Source organism: Streptomyces albus subsp. albus, from assembly GCF_000725885.1.
Classification (GTDB): domain Bacteria; phylum Actinomycetota; class Actinomycetes; order Streptomycetales; family Streptomycetaceae; genus Streptomyces; species Streptomyces albus.
Map to the genome: position 1 here is coordinate 64,132 of NZ_JODR01000003.1, position 20,139 is coordinate 84,270.

A 20,139-nucleotide genomic window follows, 5' to 3' on the forward strand; every position below is an offset into this window, starting at 1 on the left:
GCCCACCGGGATGGACCGTTACTGCACGCCGAAGAGATGCGAACAGTGGGTGACATCTTCTGTCAGTTGTGACAAACCGGTCACCGGGGGGTACCGCAGATCAACGAAGCGGCAGCACGAGGAGCAGCGGCGCGCGGCCCCTCCGCCACGGTGGAGGCGCGTGGCGGGTGGGTGATCTCCCCATGCGGGAATCTTCACCGGCAGCCGGACGTTGACCGGATGACGACGACAGCGACACCTGTCCTGTGGGCGACAAGCCCGGGAGGCACGAATTCATGAGTGAGCGAGCTCTTCGCGGCACGCGACTCGTGGTGACCAGCTACGAGACCGACCGCGGCATCGATCTGGCCCCGCGCCAGGCCGTGGAGTACGCATGCCAGAACGGCCATCGTTTCGAGATGCCGTTCTCCGTTGAGGCCGAGATTCCGTCCGAGTGGGAGTGCAAGGTGTGCGGCGCCCAGGCACTCCTGGTCGACGGGGAGGGTCCCGAGGAGAAAAAGACCAAGCCCGCGCGTACGCACTGGGACATGCTCATGGAGCGGCGGACCCGTGAGGAGCTGGAGGAGGTCCTCGCCGAGAGGCTCGCCGTGCTGCGTTCCGGCACCATGAACCTCGCGGTCCACCCGCGCGACGACAACAGCGGGAGCAAGCGCAAGTCGGCTTGATCCGCCCGCCCGGGCAGCCGGGCGACATCACGAGAGGGCCCGGGGCCACGCACGACCGCGTGGCCCCGGGCCCTCTTTCCTGTGCGCGCACACCCGGTCCGCCGCTCCTTCGCGGTGTCATTCCCGCTGGCAGAGCGCGCGTGTCCGTACATAGTGTGGGCTGGAACGTGGGGCTTCCGGTGATGAGGAGGAGAGCGGGCCGTGGATGGGGAAACGCTGCAGAAGGTGGCCCTGCGCCACGCCGAGAGTCTGCCGTCCGCCTCGCTCGAATATCCTTTCGGGCCCGGCTGGGAGGTCTTCAAGGTGCGCGGCAAGGTGTTCATGCTGATGACCAGCGCGCCCGGCGAACCGGTCGTGATCCTGAAGTCGGAGCCGGGTGAGGCCGAGGCCCTCCGCGAGGCCCATGCGGACATCACCCGCGGCTACCACATGAACAAGAGGCACTGGATCACGCTGGAGCCCGGCGGCCCGATGGACGAGGACCTGGTCGAGGAGCTGGTCACCGAGTCCTACCGGCTCGTGGTCGCCAACCTTCCCCGGTCGGCCCGCCCGGTCGATCCGGAAACGTACGGCATCCACACCGAGGCCGCGCAACGATGACGGTCACCGGGAGGGTCGCCCCCCTCCCCAGGGGGCCGGGCAGCGTCTGGCGCGCGTGACGGGCGGTGCAGGAGAGCCGCCGCCCGTGACCGCCGGGTCCGCCGGCCAGGGACGCGTCCGCCGGAGCGGCCCCGCCGGTCACAGGCCCGCGGGACGGCTCTGTGTTCCTCTCAGCGTTCCCCTCGGCGGTCCTCGCCCTCGTCCTCGCGGACGACCTCACCCTGGACGACCTTGCCGTCGGGACGGTGCATCCGCACCTGCTGCTCGGCGGCCCGCGCCTGCTGGTAGGCGTCGCCGATACTGCCCGCGGGGAAACCGCTGCGGCGCTCCAGATAGCGCCGGGTGGCGCCGCGCAGCAGCCGGGCCGTCGGCGGGAAGAGGCACAGCAGCCCGAGCACGTCCGAGAGCAGGCCGGGAATCATCAGCAGCAGCCCGCCGAGCATCGCCGTGCCGTTGCCGCCCCTCCCCTCGGCGGCCAGCTCGTCACCGGGCCGGGCAGCGCCCCGCGACTGCTCCTGGGCGCGCTGCACCGTCTCGGCCAGATTGCGCCAGGCGCGCCGCCCGGCGCGTTTGATGGCGGCCGAGCCCAGCACGATGCCCGCCACCAGCACCACGAAGACCGTCAGCCCGCCGGCCGCCTGGCCCAGCAGGGTCAGCAGCCAGATCTCCAGCACGATCCACGCGGCGACGGCCAGCGGCGCCAGGGTGCGGACCTTCGACCGGGGCGGCCTGGGCGGCCGGGTCCCGCCGGGGCCGGCCCCGGGCCCGCCGTCCGCCCCGCCCCGGTCCTGTCCGTGGGGCTCGTACGGGAAGGGTGCGCGCGTCGTCATGCTTCCAGTGTGCCTGGCGACGCGTAGGGCCCGGATCAGCGGTCCTTGCGCCCCATCACCTTCTTGACGCGGTCCTCCACGCCCCACGCCGCGATCCGCCACAGCGCCTCGGCCATGATGTCGCGGCTCATCTTGGAGTCGCCCCGCTCCCGCTCGACGAACGTGATCGGCACCTCGACCACGTGGTACCCGGCGTGCACCGTGCGGCGGGTGAGGTCGACCTGGAAGCAGTAGCCCTGGGAGGCGATGGAGTCCAGCCCGATGCCCTCCAGCGTCTCCTTGCGGAAGGCACGGAAGCCGGCCGTCACATCCCGTACGTCCACGTCCAGCAGCAGCCGCGAGTAGGTGCTCGCGCCGCGCGAGAGGAACTCCCGGGACTTGGGCCAGTTGACGATCCGGCCGCCGGGCACCCAGCGGGAGCCGATCACCAGGTCGGCGCCGCCCAGCGCGGTCAGCAGCCGGGGCAGTTCCTCGGGCGGGTGGGAGCCGTCGGCGTCCATCTCGACGAGTACGCCGTAGCCGTTGTCGATGCCCCAGCGGAAGCCGGCCAGATAGGCGGCTCCCAGCCCTTCCTTGCCCTTGCGGTGCAGCACGTGCACGTGGTCGTCCTCGGCCGCGAGCTCGTCGGCGATCTTGCCGGTGCCGTCGGGGCTGTTGTCGTCGGCGACGAGGACGTGGGCCTCGGGCACCGCCTGGCGCACCCGGTCGACGACAGGCTTGATGTTGTCGGCCTCGTTGTAGGTCGGGATGATGACCAGGGCCGTGCCGAGCGGGCCGTACCGCCGTTGTCCGCCGTCCGTCACTGGTGCTGCCCCTCCGTTTGAGCCTGTCGGTCGTGCTGTTCTCGGTGCTGCTGGTCGTTGTCGCCGGGCGCGCCGGCAGCGTCGGCTGCTTCGCCGCGGCCGGCCGTGCGGTCCTCGCCGGCCGCCCGTCCGGTGGGGCGGGCGTGACCGGCCTCCCGCCGGTCGTCCCCCTGACCGACGCCGGGTGCTGCGGCCGGGGCCGCCGCGCGCGGGCGGGCGCCACGGTCCCCGCGGCCCAGGAACCAGGCCCCGGCGCAGGCGAGCACGCCCACGATAGCGAGCGTCCACTCGGGGGCCGCCCCGACACGATCGGCGACGGTCAGATCGTCGCGGAGCGGAAGCGTGCCGGTGAGCACGTCGCGGGTGAACTCCTCCGTGCGCTGCCGCACGGTGCCGTCCGGCTCGACGATGGCGCTGATGCCGCTGGTCGCCGCCGTCACCACGGCACGGCCGTGCTCGATGGCCCGCAGCTTGGACATCACCAGCTGCTGTTCCGGCTGGCCCGTCCGGCCGTAGGTGGCGTTGTTGGTCTGTACGACGAGCGCCCGGGCACCGTCCCGCACCGTGTCCCGGGGGATCTCGTCGTAGGCCACCTCGAAGCAGATGACGTCACCCAGCCGGGCGGGGCCGGTCCGGAGCACCCCGGTGTGGTCGCCCGGGTAGAAGTCCCGGGGGATCTGCTGGAGGCGGGTGATGACCTTGCTGAGCTGGTCACGGAAGGGCACGTACTCGCCGAACGGGACCGGGTGCTGCTTGGTGTACGAGGCACCCGGGCCCTTCTCCGGGTCCCACACGATGCCCTGGTTCTCCACGTAGCCCTGCTTGGTGGGGTGGTCGACCAGGGCCCCCACCAGCACGGGCACCCCGACCGCCTTGACGGCCTCGTCGATGCGGTCGCCGGCCTGAGGGTACTTGTAGGGGTCGAGGTCCGAGGCGTTCTCCGGCCAGATCACCAGATCGGGCTTGGGCTCCTTGCCCTGCTTGATCCGCTTCGCCAGTCCGAGGGTGGCCTCGACGTGGTTGTTGAGGATCTGCATGGGACGGCCCAGGAAGTGCATCCCCGGCTGCTGCACGTCGCCCTGGACGACGGCGATCCGTACGGTGTCGTCCGCCTTCACCGGCACCGGCACCGCGAGGCCGACGACGGTGACGGCCGCGGCCGTCAGCAGCGCGCCGCCCGCGGTGGCGTACGCGCGGGTGGTGCGGGCCGCAGCCGCGCGCAGCCGCCAGGCGGCCAGGACCACGGCGGCCAGCAGGACGCCGGTCAGCGCGACGGCGAACGTCACCAGCGGGGCACCGCCGAGCGCGGCCAGCGGGGTGTAGGGGGAACCGGTGTTGGCGAACGCGAGACGCCCCCAGGGGAAGCCGCCGAAGGGGATGCGGTCGCGCAGGAACTCCTCGGTCACCCACAGGCAGGCGCCCCACAGCGGCCAGGCCGTGAGCCGTGAGGTGACGGCCAGCGCGGCGCCCAGTCCCAGCATGAACAGCGCCTGGATGAAGGCGAGTCCGACGACCGCGTCCCAGCCGACGACGCGCAGCCATGCGAGCAGCACGAGGAAGAAGGGCCAGCCGAACGCGAGGCCCAGCCAGGCACCCTGCCGGCCCGTCCTGCCCCGGGTGAGCAGGCTCAGCGTGGCGACGGACACCAGCGAGAGGGGCCACAGCCCGTACGGCGGGAACGCGAAAGCGAGCGCCACACCGGCGAGTACGGCCAGGGCCGTCGATCCCGCCTCGCGGCGCGCGAGCGCGGCGAGCCGCCGCAGGCGCCCCGGCCGCGCCGCGGTGGACGCCGCCCCGCTCCTCGGCGCGGTGGGCGCCGCCTCGCTCCCCTCCGCCGTGGCACCGCCCGGCTCCTCGGACACCTCGTCCCCCTTCTCCGCAACCGGACGGCCGGTCTCCTCGGGGGCCGTTGCCGTCCCGCCCGCGGCCGGCTGCCCCGGCTCGGCGGGCGCCGGCCCCTCCTCGGCGGGCGCCGTACCGTCCGCCTCGGCAGCCGGGTGTCCGGAGCCCGGAGCGTGGCCGTCCGTGGAAGCGGTGGTGGTCTCGCCGCCGTCGGCCGTGGCCGCTTCGCCCCGCCGTGCGGCGGGCGCACGGGAACCCTGCGGCGGGGTGGCGCGTTCGCCGGGTGGCGGAACGTCACTGCCGTGCCGTACGTCATCGCGTGAGGTGTCGCCGGCCGGGGGCTCGCCGCTGCCGCCGCTCGGGCGTGCGGCGGACGCCGCCTCCTCGGGGCGCTGACCGGTGCTGTCGGCGGATGCGGCAGCCTCGCGTGCCGTTCCGTCCGGCGCGCTGCGGGGCGCGCCGGGTGCCGCCTCGCGCTCCCGGGGGCCGTCCGGGGCGGAGGCGGAACTGGTGTCGGGGCCCGATGCCAAGGTCGCGGCCTTCCTAGCAGGTCGTGCGGTGGTGAGGTGACCGTACAACGCGCGGGGGGCGCCGCGGGGCGCGGGACCGCAAAGCGGTGGAGCACCGTGACGCACGGAGCGGAACGGGTAGCCGACAGGTCACAGTTGGTGACCGGCGGGGATGTGCCGCGGCGCGGGCCGCGGTCTGCGGATCGGGGCCCGGCGCCCTTCGGGCCGACCTGGGACCCGCTGGCTGCGGGTCGACCGAAAGCCGTTGTCTACTGAGCGTCCGGGCCCCGTCCCGGGTCACACCCGCCGACCGGCGGAAGGCATCTGTCCCGTGCCGCGGGCGCTGGACCTGGCTCGCAGCGGTGGTGCGCCGGTGCGGTACACCACCCCTGGCCCAGCGGCGTTCGACGACAGCGCGGAAGCTCCCCGGTCGGACGTCCTGTGGTGGACGCGGCCGAACCTACCGGCCCGCGGGCGACGGTTGTCAACAGCGCCGCCACCAGGGGTGTTCCGGAGAATCAGCAGGTCAGTGCGGAATCCGGGGCGCCGGGGCGACAGGCCGGGGGGCTCTCGTTCAGCCGTATCGGGCGCGCTCGCATCACTCGTCCGGCCGTGCGTGGACCGTCCGGCCGCCGACCACCGTCCGCAGACAGACCGGAAGGCCGGTGCCGGGCGTGAGGTCGGGCAGACCGGGGGTGCCGGAGCGGGGGTCGGTGGACCAGTTGGCGACGCGGGTGTCGGGCGTCTGGACGATCAGTGCACCGGTACGCCAGACGGCGTAGTCGGCGGGGGCCCCGGGGACGAGTACACCGGCGTCGTCGCGGCCGAGGGCCCGCCAGCCGCCGCGGGTGTGGGCGGTGAAGGCGCCGCGTACCGAGATCCGGTGCTCGTGCGTGCGGTGGAAGGCGGCGGCCCGGACGGCCTCCCAGGGGCCGAGGGGGGTGACGGGGCTGTCGGAACCCAGTGCGAGGGGCACTCCGGCCCGCAGCAGGGCGGCGTACGGGTTGAGGGTGACGGCGCGCTCGGCCCCCAGACGGCGCGCGTACATGCCGTCCGCGCCGCCCCAGGCCGCGTCGAAACCGGGCTGGACGGAGGCGGTGAGGGCCAGATCGGCGAAGTCGGCGATGGTGGCCTCGGTGAGCATCTCGGCGTGCTCGATGCGGTGCCGGGCCGCGCGGACGCGGGGCAGCCCGACGGTCTCGGCGGCGCGGCGGACCCCTTCGGTGACGGCGTTCAGCGCGGCGTCGCCGATGGCGTGGAACCCGGCCTGGAGGCCCGCTTCGGTGCAGGTGGCGACGTGGGCGGCGATGGCGTCGGCGTCGAGCTGGGCGGTGCCGGTGCTGTGCGGGGCGTCCGCGTAGGGGGCGCACAGGTGTGCCGTGTGGGAGCCGAGGGAGCCGTCGGCGAACAGGTCACCGGCTGCACCGAGCGCGCCCAGCTCCCTGACGCGCTCCGCTTCCTTTGCGGAGGTGACGAGTTCGGCCCAGTACCCGAAGACGCGCGGGCCGGCCTCCTGGTCCGCGAGCGACAGGAGGGAGAGCAGGTCCTCCTCGCTGGAGATGTCGGGCCCGGCGCACTCGTGGAGGGCGCCGATGCCGAGGGAGGCGGCGTGCGCGCGGGCCGCGCGCTGGGCCTCGGTGCGCTGGGCGGGGGTGAGGGTGGCGTGGGCGACCTCGCGCACGGCGTGGTGCGCCTCGCCGGTGAGCGGCGCGTCGTCCCGGTAGCCCTCGCGGCCGGTCACGCCGGGCACGAGGTCGAGCATGGCGGTGGTGGCCAGTGCGGAGTGCACGTCGATCCGCGTCAGATAAAGCGGCCTGCCGCCGGTCGCCGCGTCGAGCTCGGCGCGGGAGGGGTGGCGCTGCTCGGGCCAGGCGCCGGCGTCCCAGCCGGTGCCCAGCAGCACCCGGTCGCCGGGGCGGGACTCGGCGTACGCCCTGATGCGGACGAGGGCGTCGGTGAGGGTGGCCGCCCCCGACAGATCCAGGCCGGTGAGGGCCAGTCCGGTGGCGGTGGTGTGGACGTGGGCGTCGGTGAACGCCGGGGTGACCAGGGCACCGTCGAGGTGGACCACCTCGTCGACGTTGTCGGCGAAGGAGTCGGCAGCGCCCTCCGAACCGATCCAGGCGATGCTGTCTCCCTCCACGACCATCGCGGTCGCGAACGGGTCGGCGGGGCTGTGGACCTCGCCGCCGCGCAGCAGCAGGGTGCGGGGCCGGGAGGGGGTCGTGCTGTCGCTCATGGGGACAGTCTCCCGCTTCCCGGCGGCTTCCCGGCGCGCGGGGTCACCCGTACCGCCGCGGCAGGGGCGCGGGGACGGGCGCATCCGGCGGGGCAGGGGCGCACCCCTCAGGGCTGTGCGGCGGACGGACGGCCGGGCCGCGGTCTCAGATGCGCGGCGGCCGGGCCTCGTAGGGAGTGGAGAGGACGACCGTGGTGCGGGTGGAGACGCCGGCCAGGGAGCGGATCCGGGCCAGCAGGTGCTCCAGTTCGATGGGGGTGGCGACCCGCACCTTGAGGATGTAGTTCTCGTCGCCGGCGACGCTGTGGCACGCCTCGATCTCCGGCACGTCGGCGAGCCGGTCGGCGATGTCGTCCGGGGCGCTGGGGTCGAACGGTTTGACCGAGATGAACGCCGTCATGGGCAGCCCGACGGCCTCGGGGTCCACGAGCGCGGCGTAGCCGCGGATCACCCCGCGCTGTTCGAGGCGGCGTACGCGCTGGTGCACGGCCGAGGTGGACAGGCCGGTGGCCTTGCCCAGGTCGGTGTAGCTCATCCGCCCGTCCCTGACGAGCAGTTCCACGATCTGACGGTCGAGTTCCTCCACAGCGGTTCACCGTACTGTGCCCGCGCCCCGGCCGCAGCGAGTGCGCCCCGGCGCGCAGCGGCGGCGGACGGGCGCAGGGGAGGCGCATCGGACGGCGCTGACCGTTCCGGGTGACGTAGCTATGTGATGAAGGCCACACTTATGCGTCCGTGTCCCAGGGTGCGGAGCGATTATGCGTGCGGCACGGAGGGAAGTGCTTGCTGTGGCCGGAGCCGAGCCCGGCCGTTCCATCGAGGGGGATCACATGCGCACGACGAAGTCCACCCGCTCCGCTCGTCAGGACACCGCTCACCAGAACGACGCACATCCGGGTGAGACGGCCGCTCCGTCCGACGAGCCGGACGTCCCCGACGAACTGTCAGGCAACGTCTTCGAGGACGAGATGTACGAAGGTCTCCGCGTCAAGTGCCCCGACTGCCGTCAGGCGATCGCGGTGTTCGCCCAGGAGGAGAAGCTGCCCCGGCACGGCCTGTGCGCCTCGCCGTGGGACCCGTTCGGACTGACGGTGTGCCAGGGATCGGGCCGCCCGGTCGAGGAAGCCGCCCCCTGGGACAGGGAGCCCCGTGAGCGCGCCGTCAGCGAGCTGTTGACCCTGCCCGAGGGGCTCGACTGGCGCACCCAGCCGTTCTCCCACGTGGGCGTGCCCGCCTCCCGCGCCGCCAATCCGGTGCGGGCCGCCGCCAGGTGACACCCCGTCGGACCGGCGCGGAGGCGAGCACCGCCGCCCCCGGCCGGTAGCCGGTCGGCGCGTTCGAATCCGTTTGCCCCCGTACCCCCGCCGCGGTCACGCTGGCCTCCATGACACGGTTGATGGTGGTGGGGCTGCGGCGCGGACTGGTCCTGGCGGACTGGTGCGCCCGCGCGGGGTTCGAGGTGGCCGCCCTGTGTGATCCGGACCGCGAGCTGCTGGCCGCGGCCTCGGCCCGGTTCCCGGCGGCACGGACGGCCACCGGCTGGCAGGAGCTGCTGGACGCCGATGTGTCGGCCGTCGTCCTCGCCCACGATTTCGACGCCCACGCCGAACCGGCCCTCGCCTTCCTGGCGCGCGGGGTGCACGTGCTCAGCGAGTGCGCCGCCTGTGTGACGGAGGAGGAGGGCCGGGCCCTGGTGCGGGCGGCCGAGGAGTCCGCGGCCACCTACTCCTTCGCCGAGAACTACGTCGAACACCCGCATGTGCGCACCGTCGCGGGGCTGGTCGCGGCGGGCGAGATCGGCGAGGTGGAGCTGATCGAGTGCGACTACGTCCACGGCCTCGCCCCGTCCGACGTCGCCGCGCTCGCGGGTGACCCGGCGCACTGGCGCGGGCGGATCGGCCCCACCGCGTACTGCACGCACACCCTCTCCCCCGTGCTGGACGTGACCGGCGCCTGGCCGGTAGAGGTCACGGCGCACCCGGTGGGCCGGGACCCGCGTCCCATGGCGGTGGTGCTGGTCACCAGGCTGAGCACGGGGGCGCTTGCCGTCACCCGGCAGACCTTCCTCCAGGGCGAGCCGGACAGCCACTGGTCGTGGCTGTCGGTGCGGGGCAGCCGGGGCCTCGCCGAGTCGCTGCGCGCCCCCGGTCAGGACGCTTGGTCGGTGCGGCTGCGGAACGAGCCGTGGGCACACGGCGGCTCCCTCCGCGACGAGGTGCGCGCACCTGCACCGACGGTGCTCCGCGGCGAGACCGTCGTGCCCATGGAAGCGGGCACCGCGCTGGTGGCCGAGGCGTTCTGGCGCACGGTGACCGAGGGCGCCGCGCCGCGGGTGCCCGTCCGGGCCGCGGTGGCCGCCTCGTTGGTGGGGGCCGCGGCGGCGCGTTCGCTGGCGCGCGGCTCGGTCCCGTGCCCGGTGCCGCGGGTGGCCGGCTGGTGAGGGAGGCGGCGGGCGTTTTCGTCCGGCCGCGGCTGAGGAACAGCTGACCGCACAGCCCCCCGCACGGACCGGCGTGGCAGCCCGTGCGGCCGGGGACCCGGATGCCGAGGAGGCGGTCATGGCCAGTACGAGCACGAAGAGCCGGACGGGCACGAAGAACAGCACGAGCACCAAGAGCAGCAAGAGCCGGTCGAGCACCGGTGGCCGGAACCGGTCGGGCAGCGACGGCGGCAGGAAGGCGGGCAGCGACGGCGGCGCGAGCCGGGGCGGCGGCAAGCAGGCCCAGCAGCGGGCGCTGGTCCGCGAGCTGCTGGACCGGCACGGGCAGACGTACGCACAGGAGGCCGGGATCACGCTGCGGGACACACCGCAGCCGCTGTACCAGCTGCTGGTGCTCTCCTTGCTGCTCAGCGCCAGGATCCGGTCCGACATCGCGGTGGCCAGCGCGCGGGCCCTGGTCCGGGCGGGGATGAAGGACGCCAGGCGGATGGCCGAGGCGACCTGGCAGCAGCGGGTGGACGCGCTGGGCGAGGGCGGCTACCGCAGGTATGACGAGCGCACCTCCACCCAGCTCGGCGAGGGTGCCGAGCTGGTGCTGGACAGGTGGGGCGGCGATCTGCGCCGGCTGCGCAGGAGCGAGGACCCCCGGGGGGCGCTGCGCGAGGTGCCCGGCATCGGTCCCATGGGGGTATCGATCTTTCTGCGGGAGGCCCAGGCGGTGTGGCCCGAGTACCGGCCGCATCTGGACGGCAAGGCCCTCCAGGGCGCCGAGAAGCTGGGGCTGCCGGCCTCGGCGGAGAAGCTGGCCGGTCTCGTCGGACAGGACGAGCTGGCCCCGCTGGCGGCCGGGCTGGTGCGGGCGGCGCTCAGTTCGAAGGTGGTGGAGGAGGTGCGGGAGGCGGCCCGCGGCTGAGGCGGGGCCGCCGGGGGGCGCCGCGCCTTGTTCGCCCGTCACACCTCCCGTGTCTGCCCGTCAACCTCCCGTTTCGCCCGTCACACCTCCAGTACGGCCTCGACCGGGAAGTGGTCGCTGGGGTACTGCCCGTCGAGCTGGAAAGTGTTGATCTCGGTCCGCCGCACGCGGACGCTCGGTGAGACGAGGATCCAGTCGATGCGGTCGCCGTCGGGCGCCGGCTCCCGGTAACCGTGGAAGGTGCCGTAGAGCGTGCCCCGGCTCTCCGCGGTGTCCCAGGTGTCGGTGAGCCCGCCCGCCAGCATGGCGTCGTGGACGGGGTTGCGGTGGGCGGGGACGTTGAAGTCGCCGGTGACCAGCCGGGGCAGCCCGGCCTCCAGCCCGGCGAGGCGTTCGGTGATCAGCGCGGCGGACCGCTCCCGCGAGGGCTGACTGCGGTGGTCGAGATGGGTGTTGAGGTGGTACAGCTCGCGGCCGGTGACCAAGTCGCGGAAGCGGATCCAGGTCACCATCCGGATGACGGTGTTGCCCCAGGTCGCAGATCCGATCAGTTTCGGTTGGTCGGAGAGCCAGAAGTGGTCGTAGGCGAGCGGGCGCAGTCGGCGGACGTCGAAGAAGACGGCCATGAACTCGTCCTGGCTGCCGCCCGCGCGGCCGGTGCCGATCCAGTCGTAGCGGGAGCGGCCCAGGTCGTCGGCGATGTCCCCCAGTTGTCCGTAGAGCCCTTCCTGGGTGCCGAGGAGGTGGGGGCGTGCCCGCCTGAGCAGCGCCCGGGTGACGGGGCGGCGTTCGGGCCAGCTGTGGGGCGGGGTGTCGGAGGCGTACCGGAGGTTGAACGTCATGACCCTGAGCGCGCCGTCGTCGGGCGGATCCGGCTGCGGCCGGTCCGCCGGCGCCGGTACGGCGTGGGCGGTGGCCGCGCCGGCCGCCAGGGGCAGGGTGAGGGCTGCCCCCGCGGCGACGCGGATGCCGTGACGGCGGGTGAGGGGTACGGATGACGCCATGGGAGTCCTTCCATTGCCGGGCGGTTCTCGCGCCGCTGGTCCACGCGCCGCCGGGAGTGTCAGCTTCTGCTCTCGGGGCCGGCCAGGTGCCGGGCGATCACCATGCGCTGGATCTGGTTGGTGCCCTCGACGATCTGGAGGACCTTCGCCTCGCGCATGTACCGCTCGACGGGGAAGTCCGTGGTGTAGCCGTAGCCGCCGAGGAGTTGCACCGCGTCCGTGGTGACGCTCATCGCGGTGTCCGTGCAGAAGAGTTTGGCCATCGCCGCCTGCCGGGAGTAGGGCAGACCGGCGTCGTGGCGGCGGGCGGCGGCCAGGTAGAGGGCCCGCCCGGCCTCGATCCTGGTGCCCATGTCCGCGAGCATGAACCGCAGGCCCTGGAAGTCGGCGATCGGCCGGCCGAACTGCTCGCGGCCCGCCGTGTAGGACAGCGCCGCGTCCAGTGCGGCCTGGGCGAGGCCGATGGCGCAGGCGGCGATGCCGAGGCGGCCGGCGTCGAGCGAGGAGAGGGCGAGCGTGAAGCCCTGGCCCTCCTCCCCCAAGCGGCGGCTGTCGGGCACGCGGACGCCGTCGAAGTGGAGCTGCGCTGTGGGTGACCCGGTCAGGCCCATCTTGTGCTCGGGGGGCGCCGCGCTCAGGCCCTCGGCGTCGCCGGGTACGAGGAACGCGGTGATGCCGTGCGGGCCGTCCTGTCCGGTGCGGGCCAGGACGGTGTAGAAGTCGGCGATGCCGCCGTGGGTGATCCAGGCCTTGGTGCCGTTCAGCACCCAGTCGTCCCCGTCCCGCTCGGCGCGGGTGCGCAGCGAGGCGGCGTCGGAGCCGGCGGAGGGTTCGGAGAGGCAGTAGGCGCCAAGCAGTCCGCCGGCGAGCATGTCGGGCAGCCATTCGGTGCGCTGTTCCTTGCTGCCGAAGTGGGCGAGCCCGTGACAGGCCAGGGAGTGCACGCTGGTGCCGAGGCCGACGGTGAGGCGGGCGCCGGCGAGCTCTTCGAGGATCTGGAGGTAGACGAGGTAGGGCTGGCCCCCGCCGCCGTACTCCTCGGGGTAGGGCAGGCCGAGCAGCCCGGACCGGGACAGCAGCCGGAAGGTGTCGCGGGGAAAGGTGCCGGCGGCCTCCTCGTCGGCGGCTGCCGGTTCGATCTCCCGCCGCACCAGATCGCGTACGAGGCCCAGCAGATCGCGTGCTTCGTCGGTGGGCAGTTCCCGTTCCACCGGCTGGGGACCGTACTCCGCCATGGTGCGCTCTCCTTCGGGTCGGAAGTGCGGCGATCGCGCCGGGGTCTGGCGGGTCGCCGGGGACGCCGGCCGGCAGGCCGGGGCCAAAGGTGCGGCTGCCGCTGCCGTGATACTGCCCCGTCGGGTCGCGAGGGTGGCTGACCAGCGGCTGCGGCGAGTTGGAGTATGCCCGATCGAGGGCCGCACGTCACCGGCGTGGAGGCGTGAGACGGCAGGTGATCCGGGTGAACGGGCGGCAACGGGCCCCGGAACGGAAATTGGTCCGAACCATTGACGGACTGGTCTAGTCCTTCTACATTCCCGGAGCGTACGAACAGCACGGCCGCAGCACCACACCCCCCGCACCCCACACGCGAGGTGACTCATGCTCGGACCGGACAGACATCCCTCCTCCCGCCCGGAGGGCGGCACGGAACGCCGCCCGCGGCGCTCCCGGCGCCCCCGGCTCTTCGCCCTCCTCGGCGCCCTGTGCGCCGCCGTCCTGGCCACCACCATGCTGTCGGCCACGGCGTCGGCCGGACCCCGGCAGGCCGATGCCCCCGCCAAGCCCCGGATCACCGCGGGCAAGACGGTCGGTTACTTCACCAACTGGGGCGTCTACCAGCGCAACTACCACGTCAAGAACATCGAGACCTCCGGCTCGGCCGCCAAGCTGACCCACATCAACTACGCCTTCGGCAACGTCCAGGGCGGCAGGTGCACGGTGGGCGACAGCTGGGCCGACTACGAGAAGGCCTACACCGCCGACCAGAGCGTGGACGGCAAGGCCGACACCTGGGACCAGCCGCTGCGCGGCAACTTCAACCAGCTGCTCAAGCTCAAGAAGCTGCACCCGAACCTGAAGATCCTGTGGTCCTTCGGCGGCTGGACCTGGTCCGGCGGCTTCGGTGAGGCCGCCAGGAACCCGGCCGCGTTCGCCGAGTCCTGCTACAACCTCGTCAACGACCCCCGCTGGAAGGGCCTGTTCGACGGCATCGACATCGACTGGGAGTACCCCAACGCCTGCGGTCTGACCTGCGACACCAGCGGCCGGAACGCCTTCGCGAACCTGACCAAGGCACTGCGGGCCAAGTTCGGCGGCCAGCTGGTGACGGCCGCGATCACCGCCGACGCCTCGCAGGGCGGCAAGCTGGACGCCACCGACTACAAGACCGCGGCGCAGTACGTCGACTGGTACCTGCCGATGGCCTACGACTACTTCGGCGCCTGGGACGCGCAGGGCCCGACCGCCCCGCACTCCCCCCTCACCTCCTACCAGGGCATCCCCAAGGAGGGCTTCAACACCGCGGCCACCATCGCCAAGCTCAAGAGCATGGGCGTCCCCAGCAGCAAGCTGCTGTACGGGCTGGGCTTCTACGGACGCGGCTGGACCGGCGTGACGCAGTCGGCCCCCGGCGGCAAGGCGACCGGCCCCGCGCCGGGCAAGTACGAGCAGGGCATCGAGGACTACAAGGACCTCAAGACCCGCTGCCCGGTCACCGGCAAGGTCGGCGGAACGGCCTACGCCCACTGCGGCAACCAGTGGTGGAGCTACGACACCCCCGAGACGATCAGCGCCAAGGGCGACTGGGCCGCGCAGCAGGGCCTGGCCGGTGCCTTCTTCTGGGAGCTGAGCGGTGACACCGCGAACGGCGAACTGATCAAGGCCATCAAGTAACACCCGGGCCCGGACGTCCCGGCCACAGAACCGTCACCGGGCCGGGCCGGCCACGGGGTCCCGCGGCGCACCGCCGCGGGACCCCGCGCACAGAGGGTGCCCCGGCGCTGCGCGCGCCGGGGCACCCGACATCTCGTCCGTCCGTCATCTGCGGGCGCGCACGCGGTCCAGCACGCTGACGCCGACCGCGGCGAGGGCGATCTGGATGATCAGTTCGATCCAGTCGAATCCGCGGGTGTCGGCGACCCCCACGGCACCCGCGATCGCCGTACCGATGAGCGCGGCGACGATACCCACCAGGATCGTCCACAGGAACCCGATCCGCTGCCGCCCCGGCAGTACCAGCCGGCCGAGCGCACCGATGACGATGCCGACGACGAGCGCGCTGATCACACCTGATATGTCCATGGTTCCCTTTCAGCCGGAGGAATGTCCTCCGCCTCCGAGTGTCCGTGAACGGCGCGGTTATGTCGGCCGGTGATGGACCGCAGGAGGGAACCGGTCCGATGTCCGCTCCGGCTGCCCGCCGTCGCGCGGCGGACAGCCGTTGTCAGAGGCCGCTGGCACACTCGCCCCATGCAGGAGGCAACGGGGGCGCACGGCAGGACGGGGCCCGGTCCCGCCGACGGCCGGTGGGCGCTTGCCCCGGCAGGCGGAGGCCGGGTGCGGGTGTGCCCGCTGGGCGCGGACGGGCGGCCGGCAGGTCCGGTCCGCACGGAGGAGTCGGCAGCCGCGGCCGTACGCGCCCGGCCCCAGGTCGGCCGCTGGGTGTGGCGGGCGACGAGCGACGTACAGGCCGAGCTGCTGGCGGCCGGGGTACGGGTGGCGCGGTGCTACGACGTGGAAGCGGCCGAAGCCCTGCTGCTGGGCCACGAGGGCCGGGCGGAGGAGCCCCGATCGCTGCCGGCCGCGTTCGCCCGGCTGCACGGCCTTCCGGTGCCGCCCGACCGGCAGCCGGTCACGCACGAGACCGACCCCCAGCCCTCCCTGTTCGAGGCGGGCCCTGTGCCGCTGCCCGACGGGGTGGACCCGCTGGACGCCCTGCTGGAGGTGTACGCGACGCAGCTGGAGCGCACCGCGCGGACCACGCACTCGGACCGGATGCGGCTGCTGCTGGCCGGCGAGTCGGCGGGCACGCTCGTCGCCGGGGAGATGAGCCGTACGGGTGTGCCGTGGAGCGCGGAGATCCACCGCGAGCTGCTGCGGGAGCTGCTGGGCGAGCGGTACGCGGGCAGCGGACTGCCCCGCCGCCTGGTGGAGCTGGAGGACGAGGTCTCCCGCGCGTTCGGGCCGGGTGTGCGGGTGCGTCCCGATCTGCCCGCCGAGGTGCTCCAGGCGTTCGCCCGCGCGGGTGTCCGGCTCGGCTCCACGCGGGCCTGGGAGCTGAAGAAGGTGGACCATCCCGCTGTCGCGCCGCTGCTGCGCTACAAGAAGCTGTACCGCCTCTACACCGCGCACGGCTGGAGCTGGCTGCGTTCATGGGTGCGCGACGGCCGGTTCCACGCCGAGTACGTGCCCAGCGGCGCCGCGTCCGGCCGGTGGACGACCAACGGGGGCGGCGCGCTCCAGATCCCGAAGGTGGTGCGGCGTGCCGTGGTCGCCGACCCGGGCTGGCGGCTGGTGGTCGCCGACGCCGCCCAGCTGGAGCCCCGGGTGCTGGCCGCCGTCTCCGGCGACGCGGGGCTGGCGGCGGTGGCGGGCGGCACGGGCGATCTGTACACGGCGCTCTCCGAACGGGCGTTCTCCGGCGACCGGGCCCAGGCCAAACTGGCGCTGCTGGGCGCGGTCTACGGCCAGACCAGCGGGGACGGCCTGAGGAACCTCGCCGCCTTGCGCAGACGGTTCCCCGCCGCCGTCGCCTACGTGGACGAGGCGGCACGCGCCGGCGAGGAGGGCCGCCTGGTCCGCACCCACCTGGGCCGCACCTGCCCGCCGGCCGGGCGCGGCGGGCACGGGGAGGCGGGCGGGGACGACGGCCGGGCGCCGGGGGACGAGCCGCCGTCCACTACGGGCCCCGAAGCGGGGGAAGCCGCAGGCCAGGCCGCCGCCGACGGCTCGCACGGGGCGCGGGCGGCGCGGGCGCGCGGCCGGTTCACCCGCAACTTCGTGGTGCAGGGCAGCGCCGCCGACTGGGCGGTGCTGATGCTGGCCGGACTGCGGCAGCGGCTCATGAGCCAGGACCTCGCCGCCGAGCTCGTCTTCTTCCAGCACGACGAGGTCATCGTCCACTGCCCCGCCGCCGAGGCGGAAGCGGTACGGGAGGCCATCGACGCGGCGGGCCGGCAGGCGGCCGAGGCCGCCTTCGGCCCCACCGGCGTGCGCTTCCCCTTCACCACGGCTGTCGTCGAGTGCTACGCGGACGCCAAGTGACCGCCACCCATGGCCGGCGGGCAACCGGATGTCCGGCGTCCGGACGCGGCCGGCGGCTTCTCTCTCCCCCAGGCGGTCGGCCGGTCACGGAACATGCGCACCGGGGGTGTGGCCGAACGTGCGGCGGAACGCGTCGATGAAGGCGCTCGCGGACGACCAGCCGCAGCGGTGCGCGACCGTGGTGACCGGGGTGTGCTCCGCCAGCAGGAAGAGCGCGTGGTAGAGCCGCAGTTGGGTGCGCCACTGGGGGAAGCTCATGCCCAGTTCGGCGCGGAACAGCCGGGAGAGCGTACGGTCGCCGGCCCCCACGGCTCTGCCCAGTTCGGGCAGGGTGCGACTGTCGGCAGGATCGGCGTAGAGAATCTCGCAGACCGCCGCGAGCCGAGGCGTGCGGGGCGCGGGCAGGTGCAGGGGCTGCTGGGGTGAGGCCCGCAGCTGGTCGAGCAGCACGGCCCGCAGCCGCTGCCGTTCCGGCGTCTCGTCGGGTGGCATGCCGGTGCAGGCCAGGATCAGCTCGCGCAGCAGGGGGCTGACGCTCAGCGCCGTCGGCCGCTCCAGACCCAGCGGGTTGTCCGTCGCCGGAAGGCCGACCAGATGCAACTGGAGCGCGCCGTGCGCCTGGTGGGCGTGCACCGTACCGGCCGGGATCCACAGCGCGCGGTTGGCCGGCGCCACCCACGACCCGGCGTCGGTGGTGATGGCCAGCACCCCGCGGGCGGCGTAGGCGATCTGATGGTCGTCGTGGCGGTGGGCGTCGATGACGGCGCCGGGTCTCAGCGAGCGGACCCGTGTCGGCGCGTTCGGTTCGTGGCGGATTTCCCTCAGCACATGGCAGATTATCGGAAGCCGGACAGCCACCGGGCGCCGAGCATGAAAGACGTGCCGAGAAACCCTTCACGCACCGCACCGGTGCTGCTGCTGTCCCTCAGCCACGGCTGCGTGGACCTCTACCAGGGCGCGGTGGCCGCGCTCGTCCCCTTCTTCGTCGCCGAGCGCGCCTACACCTACGCCGCCGCCTCGGGTCTCGTCCTGGCCGCTTCACTGCTGTCCTCGGTGGCGCAGCCACTGTTCGGCGCGCTCACCGACCGGTGGCCGCTGCCGTGGCTGCTGCCGGTCAGCTCCCTGCTGGGCGGGGTGGGCATCGCACTGAGCGGTCTGAGCGGTTCGTACGCGCTGACGCTGGCGCTCATGGCCGTCTCGGGGCTCGGAGTCGCCGCCTACCACCCGGAGTCGGCCCGGGTGGCGCGGCTCGTGAGCCGCGGGCGGCACACGTCGATGGGCTGGTTCTCCTTCGGCGGCAACCTGGGCTTCGCCGCCGCGCCGCTGCTGGTCGCCGGTGTCGTCGCCGCCGGCGGACTCCGGCTGACCCCGCTGCTCGTGCTGCCCGCCCTGGCCGGGAGCGTCCTGTGCCTGATGGTGTTGCGCGCCAAGGCCGCACCGGGGACCGGCGCGCCCGGTGCGGGACCTTTGGCCGGCGGCGACGACAGACGGTCCTTCGTGAAGCTGTCGCTGGCGGTGGTCTGCCGGTCCGTCACCTTCGTCGGCATCAGTACGTTCCTCTCGCTCTACGCGCAGCAGCGCACGGGAGGGGGCACGACGGCGGGCACGGCCGCGCTGTTCACGCTGTATCTGGGCGGTGCGGCGGGCACCGTGCTGGGCGGCAGGCTGGCGGGCAGGTGGGACCGGGTCACCGTGGTGCGGTGGTCGTACCTGCTGACCGCAGGACTACCTGCCCAGCCGGGTGGGCACCGCGGGCGGAGTCACCCTCGGTCTGACGGTCAGCGTGGGCGGGCTGGCCGGTCCCCTCATCGGTGCCGTCGCCGACGCCACGTCGCTGCGGACGGCTCTGACGCCGCTGATCGCGCTGCCGGCGCTGGCCTGGCTGGTGTGCCGCACCCTCCCCGAACCGGCCGGGCCGCGCCACCTACCGGCGGCCCCGCACACCGGCAGAACCCCCACACCGGCCGGCGAGGTGTGAGCGCTCCGGCACCCGGCTCAGGGCTTCCCCGTGCGTACGCGGCGGTACGGGGAACGGACGGGCAGTGCGCGGGGGCCGTGCCGTGCCGTCACCCGTCCTCGCTCTGCGCGGCGGGGGCGTCCTGCACGGGCGTGCCCCGCGCGGGGGCGGGCACGCGCCGGGCTCTTACGACCCGGTGCGCCGAGGTGCACAGGGCCACGACGGCGACGGCGGCGAGCGCGTCGAACCAGAAGTGGTTGGCCGTCACGATGACCACCAGCAGGGTGAGCAGCGGATGTGCCACCACCAGCCCGCGCGCCCGGCTGCGGCTCACCCGTACGACGGCCAGGGCGACCAGGAGGGCCCAGGAGATGTGCACGGACGGGACGGCGGACAGTTCGTCGGCGACGACACTGCCCGTCCCCGCGCTGTAGACGGACTGCCCGTACCGTTCGGCCGTGTCGGTGAACCCGAGCCCCGCCACCAGGCGCGGCGGGGCCACGGCGACGGTCTGGAGGAGCAGCGAGACGACGGTGACCAGCACGATGTCAGTGCGTACGCGCGGGTAGGCCGTGCGGTGCCGCCAGACGAGCCAGGCGAGGAGGGCGGCCATCGCGCCGAAGTGCATGAGCGCGTAGTAGCCGTTCGCGGCCTGGACGAGCCAGGGGTGGGGCAGCGCGAGCCGCTGCCAGGCGGCTTCGTCGGGGAGGGAGAGGCGCTGTTCCCAGTGGTGGATCCAGCGCGCGCGGTGCACGGCTGCGGCGAGATCCCCCTCGGTCGTCCTGGCCGGGATCTGCCAGACGAGGAAGACGGCCAGGATGATGCCGGACTCCCGCAGCAGGACGCGCAGCGGCGGCCACGGCCACCAGTGGCGCGGCAGGCTCAGGCTCACTCCCAGCAGCAGGAGGGGCAGACCGGCAGTGAGCAGCCAGGAGACCGCCGTTCCCGTCACGCGCTCTCCCTCACTGCCCGTGCGTCACACGGGGCGGCACCAGCTCACCGGCATACCGCCCCAACAGGTCGAAAAAGGTCAATCAGAATAGCGCGCCGCGTCTCCGTACGTACCACTGCGGCC

The 20,139-nt window shown here is 73.6% G+C and carries 16 protein-coding genes and 2 pseudogenes; 8 read left to right on the forward strand and 10 right to left on the reverse strand.

All coding sequences use genetic code 11. The annotated features are described in order from the left end of the window. The first annotated feature begins 275 nt into the window (after nt 1-275). A complete protein-coding gene (locus IO40_RS0103635; protein WP_016467592.1) occupies nt 276-665 on the forward strand; it encodes an RNA polymerase-binding protein RbpA in 390 nt (129 codons plus the stop codon). Nucleotides 666-866: 201 nt separating this feature from the next. Continuing rightward, entirely contained in the window at nt 867-1,265 is a 399-nt protein-coding gene (locus IO40_RS0103640) for an MmcQ/YjbR family DNA-binding protein (RefSeq protein WP_016467593.1), read from the forward strand. 170 nt (nt 1,266-1,435) lie between these two features. Here IO40_RS0103640 and fxsA read toward each other — a convergent pair whose 3' ends face one another. The 5 genes and pseudogenes from fxsA to IO40_RS0103665 form a co-directional block, all read right to left on the reverse strand. Continuing rightward, a complete protein-coding gene (fxsA, locus tag IO40_RS0103645; RefSeq protein ID WP_031174860.1) occupies nt 1,436-2,095 on the reverse strand; it encodes an FxsA family membrane protein in 660 nt (219 codons plus the stop codon). Nucleotides 2,096-2,130: 35 nt separating this feature from the next. Further along, nucleotides 2,131-2,898 (reverse strand): polyprenol monophosphomannose synthase, encoded by a 768-nt coding sequence (locus IO40_RS0103650; RefSeq protein WP_016467595.1) that lies wholly within the window; start codon nt 2,896-2,898, stop codon nt 2,131-2,133. A 221-nt stretch (nt 2,899-3,119) separates the two neighbouring features. Next, nucleotides 3,120-4,760, reverse strand: a pseudogene (gene lnt / locus IO40_RS0103655) (apolipoprotein N-acyltransferase); the annotation flags it as partial. Nucleotides 4,761-5,847: 1,087 nt separating this feature from the next. Continuing rightward, nucleotides 5,848-7,488 (reverse strand): amidohydrolase, encoded by a 1,641-nt coding sequence (locus IO40_RS0103660; protein ID WP_030406880.1) that lies wholly within the window; start codon nt 7,486-7,488, stop codon nt 5,848-5,850. 145 nt (nt 7,489-7,633) lie between these two features. Next, the gene (locus IO40_RS0103665; RefSeq protein WP_016467598.1) at nt 7,634-8,074 is read right to left on the reverse strand and encodes an Lrp/AsnC family transcriptional regulator; all 441 of its coding nucleotides are present in this window, start codon (nt 8,072-8,074) and stop codon (nt 7,634-7,636) included. 244 nt (nt 8,075-8,318) lie between these two features. On the opposite strand from IO40_RS0103665, the gene IO40_RS0103670 reads away from it, so the two are divergent. The 3 genes from IO40_RS0103670 to IO40_RS0103680 all read left to right on the forward strand — a co-directional run bounded on the left by IO40_RS0103670 (nt 8,319) and on the right by IO40_RS0103680 (nt 10,841). After that, complete coding sequence (locus IO40_RS0103670) at nt 8,319-8,762, forward strand: hypothetical protein (RefSeq protein ID WP_033228413.1); 444 nt, start codon at nt 8,319-8,321, stop codon at nt 8,760-8,762. Between the two features lie 110 nt (nt 8,763-8,872). Continuing rightward, nucleotides 8,873-9,928 (forward strand): Gfo/Idh/MocA family protein, encoded by a 1,056-nt coding sequence (locus IO40_RS0103675; RefSeq protein WP_031174863.1) that lies wholly within the window; start codon nt 8,873-8,875, stop codon nt 9,926-9,928. A gap of 118 nt (nt 9,929-10,046) precedes the next feature. Further along, nucleotides 10,047-10,841, forward strand: coding sequence for a hypothetical protein (locus IO40_RS0103680; protein ID WP_234336525.1), 795 nt, complete (start codon nt 10,047-10,049; stop codon nt 10,839-10,841). A gap of 80 nt (nt 10,842-10,921) precedes the next feature. Here the strand turns inward: IO40_RS0103680 and IO40_RS0103685 are convergent, their stop codons facing one another. Both IO40_RS0103685 and IO40_RS0103690 read right to left on the reverse strand, forming a co-directional pair. Further along, nucleotides 10,922-11,845: an endonuclease/exonuclease/phosphatase family protein gene (locus IO40_RS0103685; RefSeq protein WP_016467602.1), complete on the reverse strand. Its 924-nt coding sequence runs from the start codon at nt 11,843-11,845 to the stop codon at nt 10,922-10,924. A 59-nt stretch (nt 11,846-11,904) separates the two neighbouring features. Beyond that, a complete protein-coding gene (locus IO40_RS0103690) occupies nt 11,905-13,080 on the reverse strand; it encodes an acyl-CoA dehydrogenase family protein (RefSeq protein ID WP_030406877.1) in 1,176 nt (391 codons plus the stop codon). Nucleotides 13,081-13,444: 364 nt separating this feature from the next. Here IO40_RS0103690 and IO40_RS0103695 point away from each other — a divergent pair, with 364 nt between their 5' ends. Further along, nucleotides 13,445-14,737 carry a glycoside hydrolase family 18 protein gene (locus tag IO40_RS0103695; RefSeq protein ID WP_030406876.1) on the forward strand — a complete coding sequence of 431 codons (1,293 nt, stop codon included), beginning with the start codon at nt 13,445-13,447 and terminating at the stop codon, nt 14,735-14,737. A 144-nt stretch (nt 14,738-14,881) separates the two neighbouring features. On the opposite strand, the gene IO40_RS0103700 is transcribed toward IO40_RS0103695, so the two are convergent. Then, the gene (locus IO40_RS0103700) at nt 14,882-15,145 is read right to left on the reverse strand and encodes a GlsB/YeaQ/YmgE family stress response membrane protein (RefSeq protein ID WP_016467605.1); all 264 of its coding nucleotides are present in this window, start codon (nt 15,143-15,145) and stop codon (nt 14,882-14,884) included. A gap of 168 nt (nt 15,146-15,313) precedes the next feature. On the opposite strand from IO40_RS0103700, the gene IO40_RS0103705 reads away from it, so the two are divergent. Further along, nucleotides 15,314-17,107 carry a bifunctional 3'-5' exonuclease/DNA polymerase gene (locus tag IO40_RS0103705; protein WP_041968497.1) on the forward strand — a complete coding sequence of 598 codons (1,794 nt, stop codon included), beginning with the start codon at nt 15,314-15,316 and terminating at the stop codon, nt 17,105-17,107. An 84-nt stretch (nt 17,108-17,191) separates the two neighbouring features. On the opposite strand, the gene IO40_RS0103710 is transcribed toward IO40_RS0103705, so the two are convergent. Further along, on the reverse strand, nt 17,192-17,932 hold the full coding sequence (locus IO40_RS0103710) for an AraC family transcriptional regulator (RefSeq protein WP_031025613.1): 741 nt from the start codon (nt 17,930-17,932) through the stop codon (nt 17,192-17,194). A 45-nt stretch (nt 17,933-17,977) separates the two neighbouring features. Here IO40_RS0103710 and IO40_RS33095 point away from each other — a divergent pair. After that, nucleotides 17,978-19,085, forward strand: a pseudogene (locus IO40_RS33095) (MFS transporter). Between the two features lie 88 nt (nt 19,086-19,173). Here the strand turns inward: IO40_RS33095 and IO40_RS0103720 are convergent. Then, nucleotides 19,174-20,016 (reverse strand): phosphatase PAP2 family protein, encoded by an 843-nt coding sequence (locus IO40_RS0103720; protein WP_016467611.1) that lies wholly within the window; start codon nt 20,014-20,016, stop codon nt 19,174-19,176. Nucleotides 20,017-20,139 lie beyond the last annotated feature (123 nt).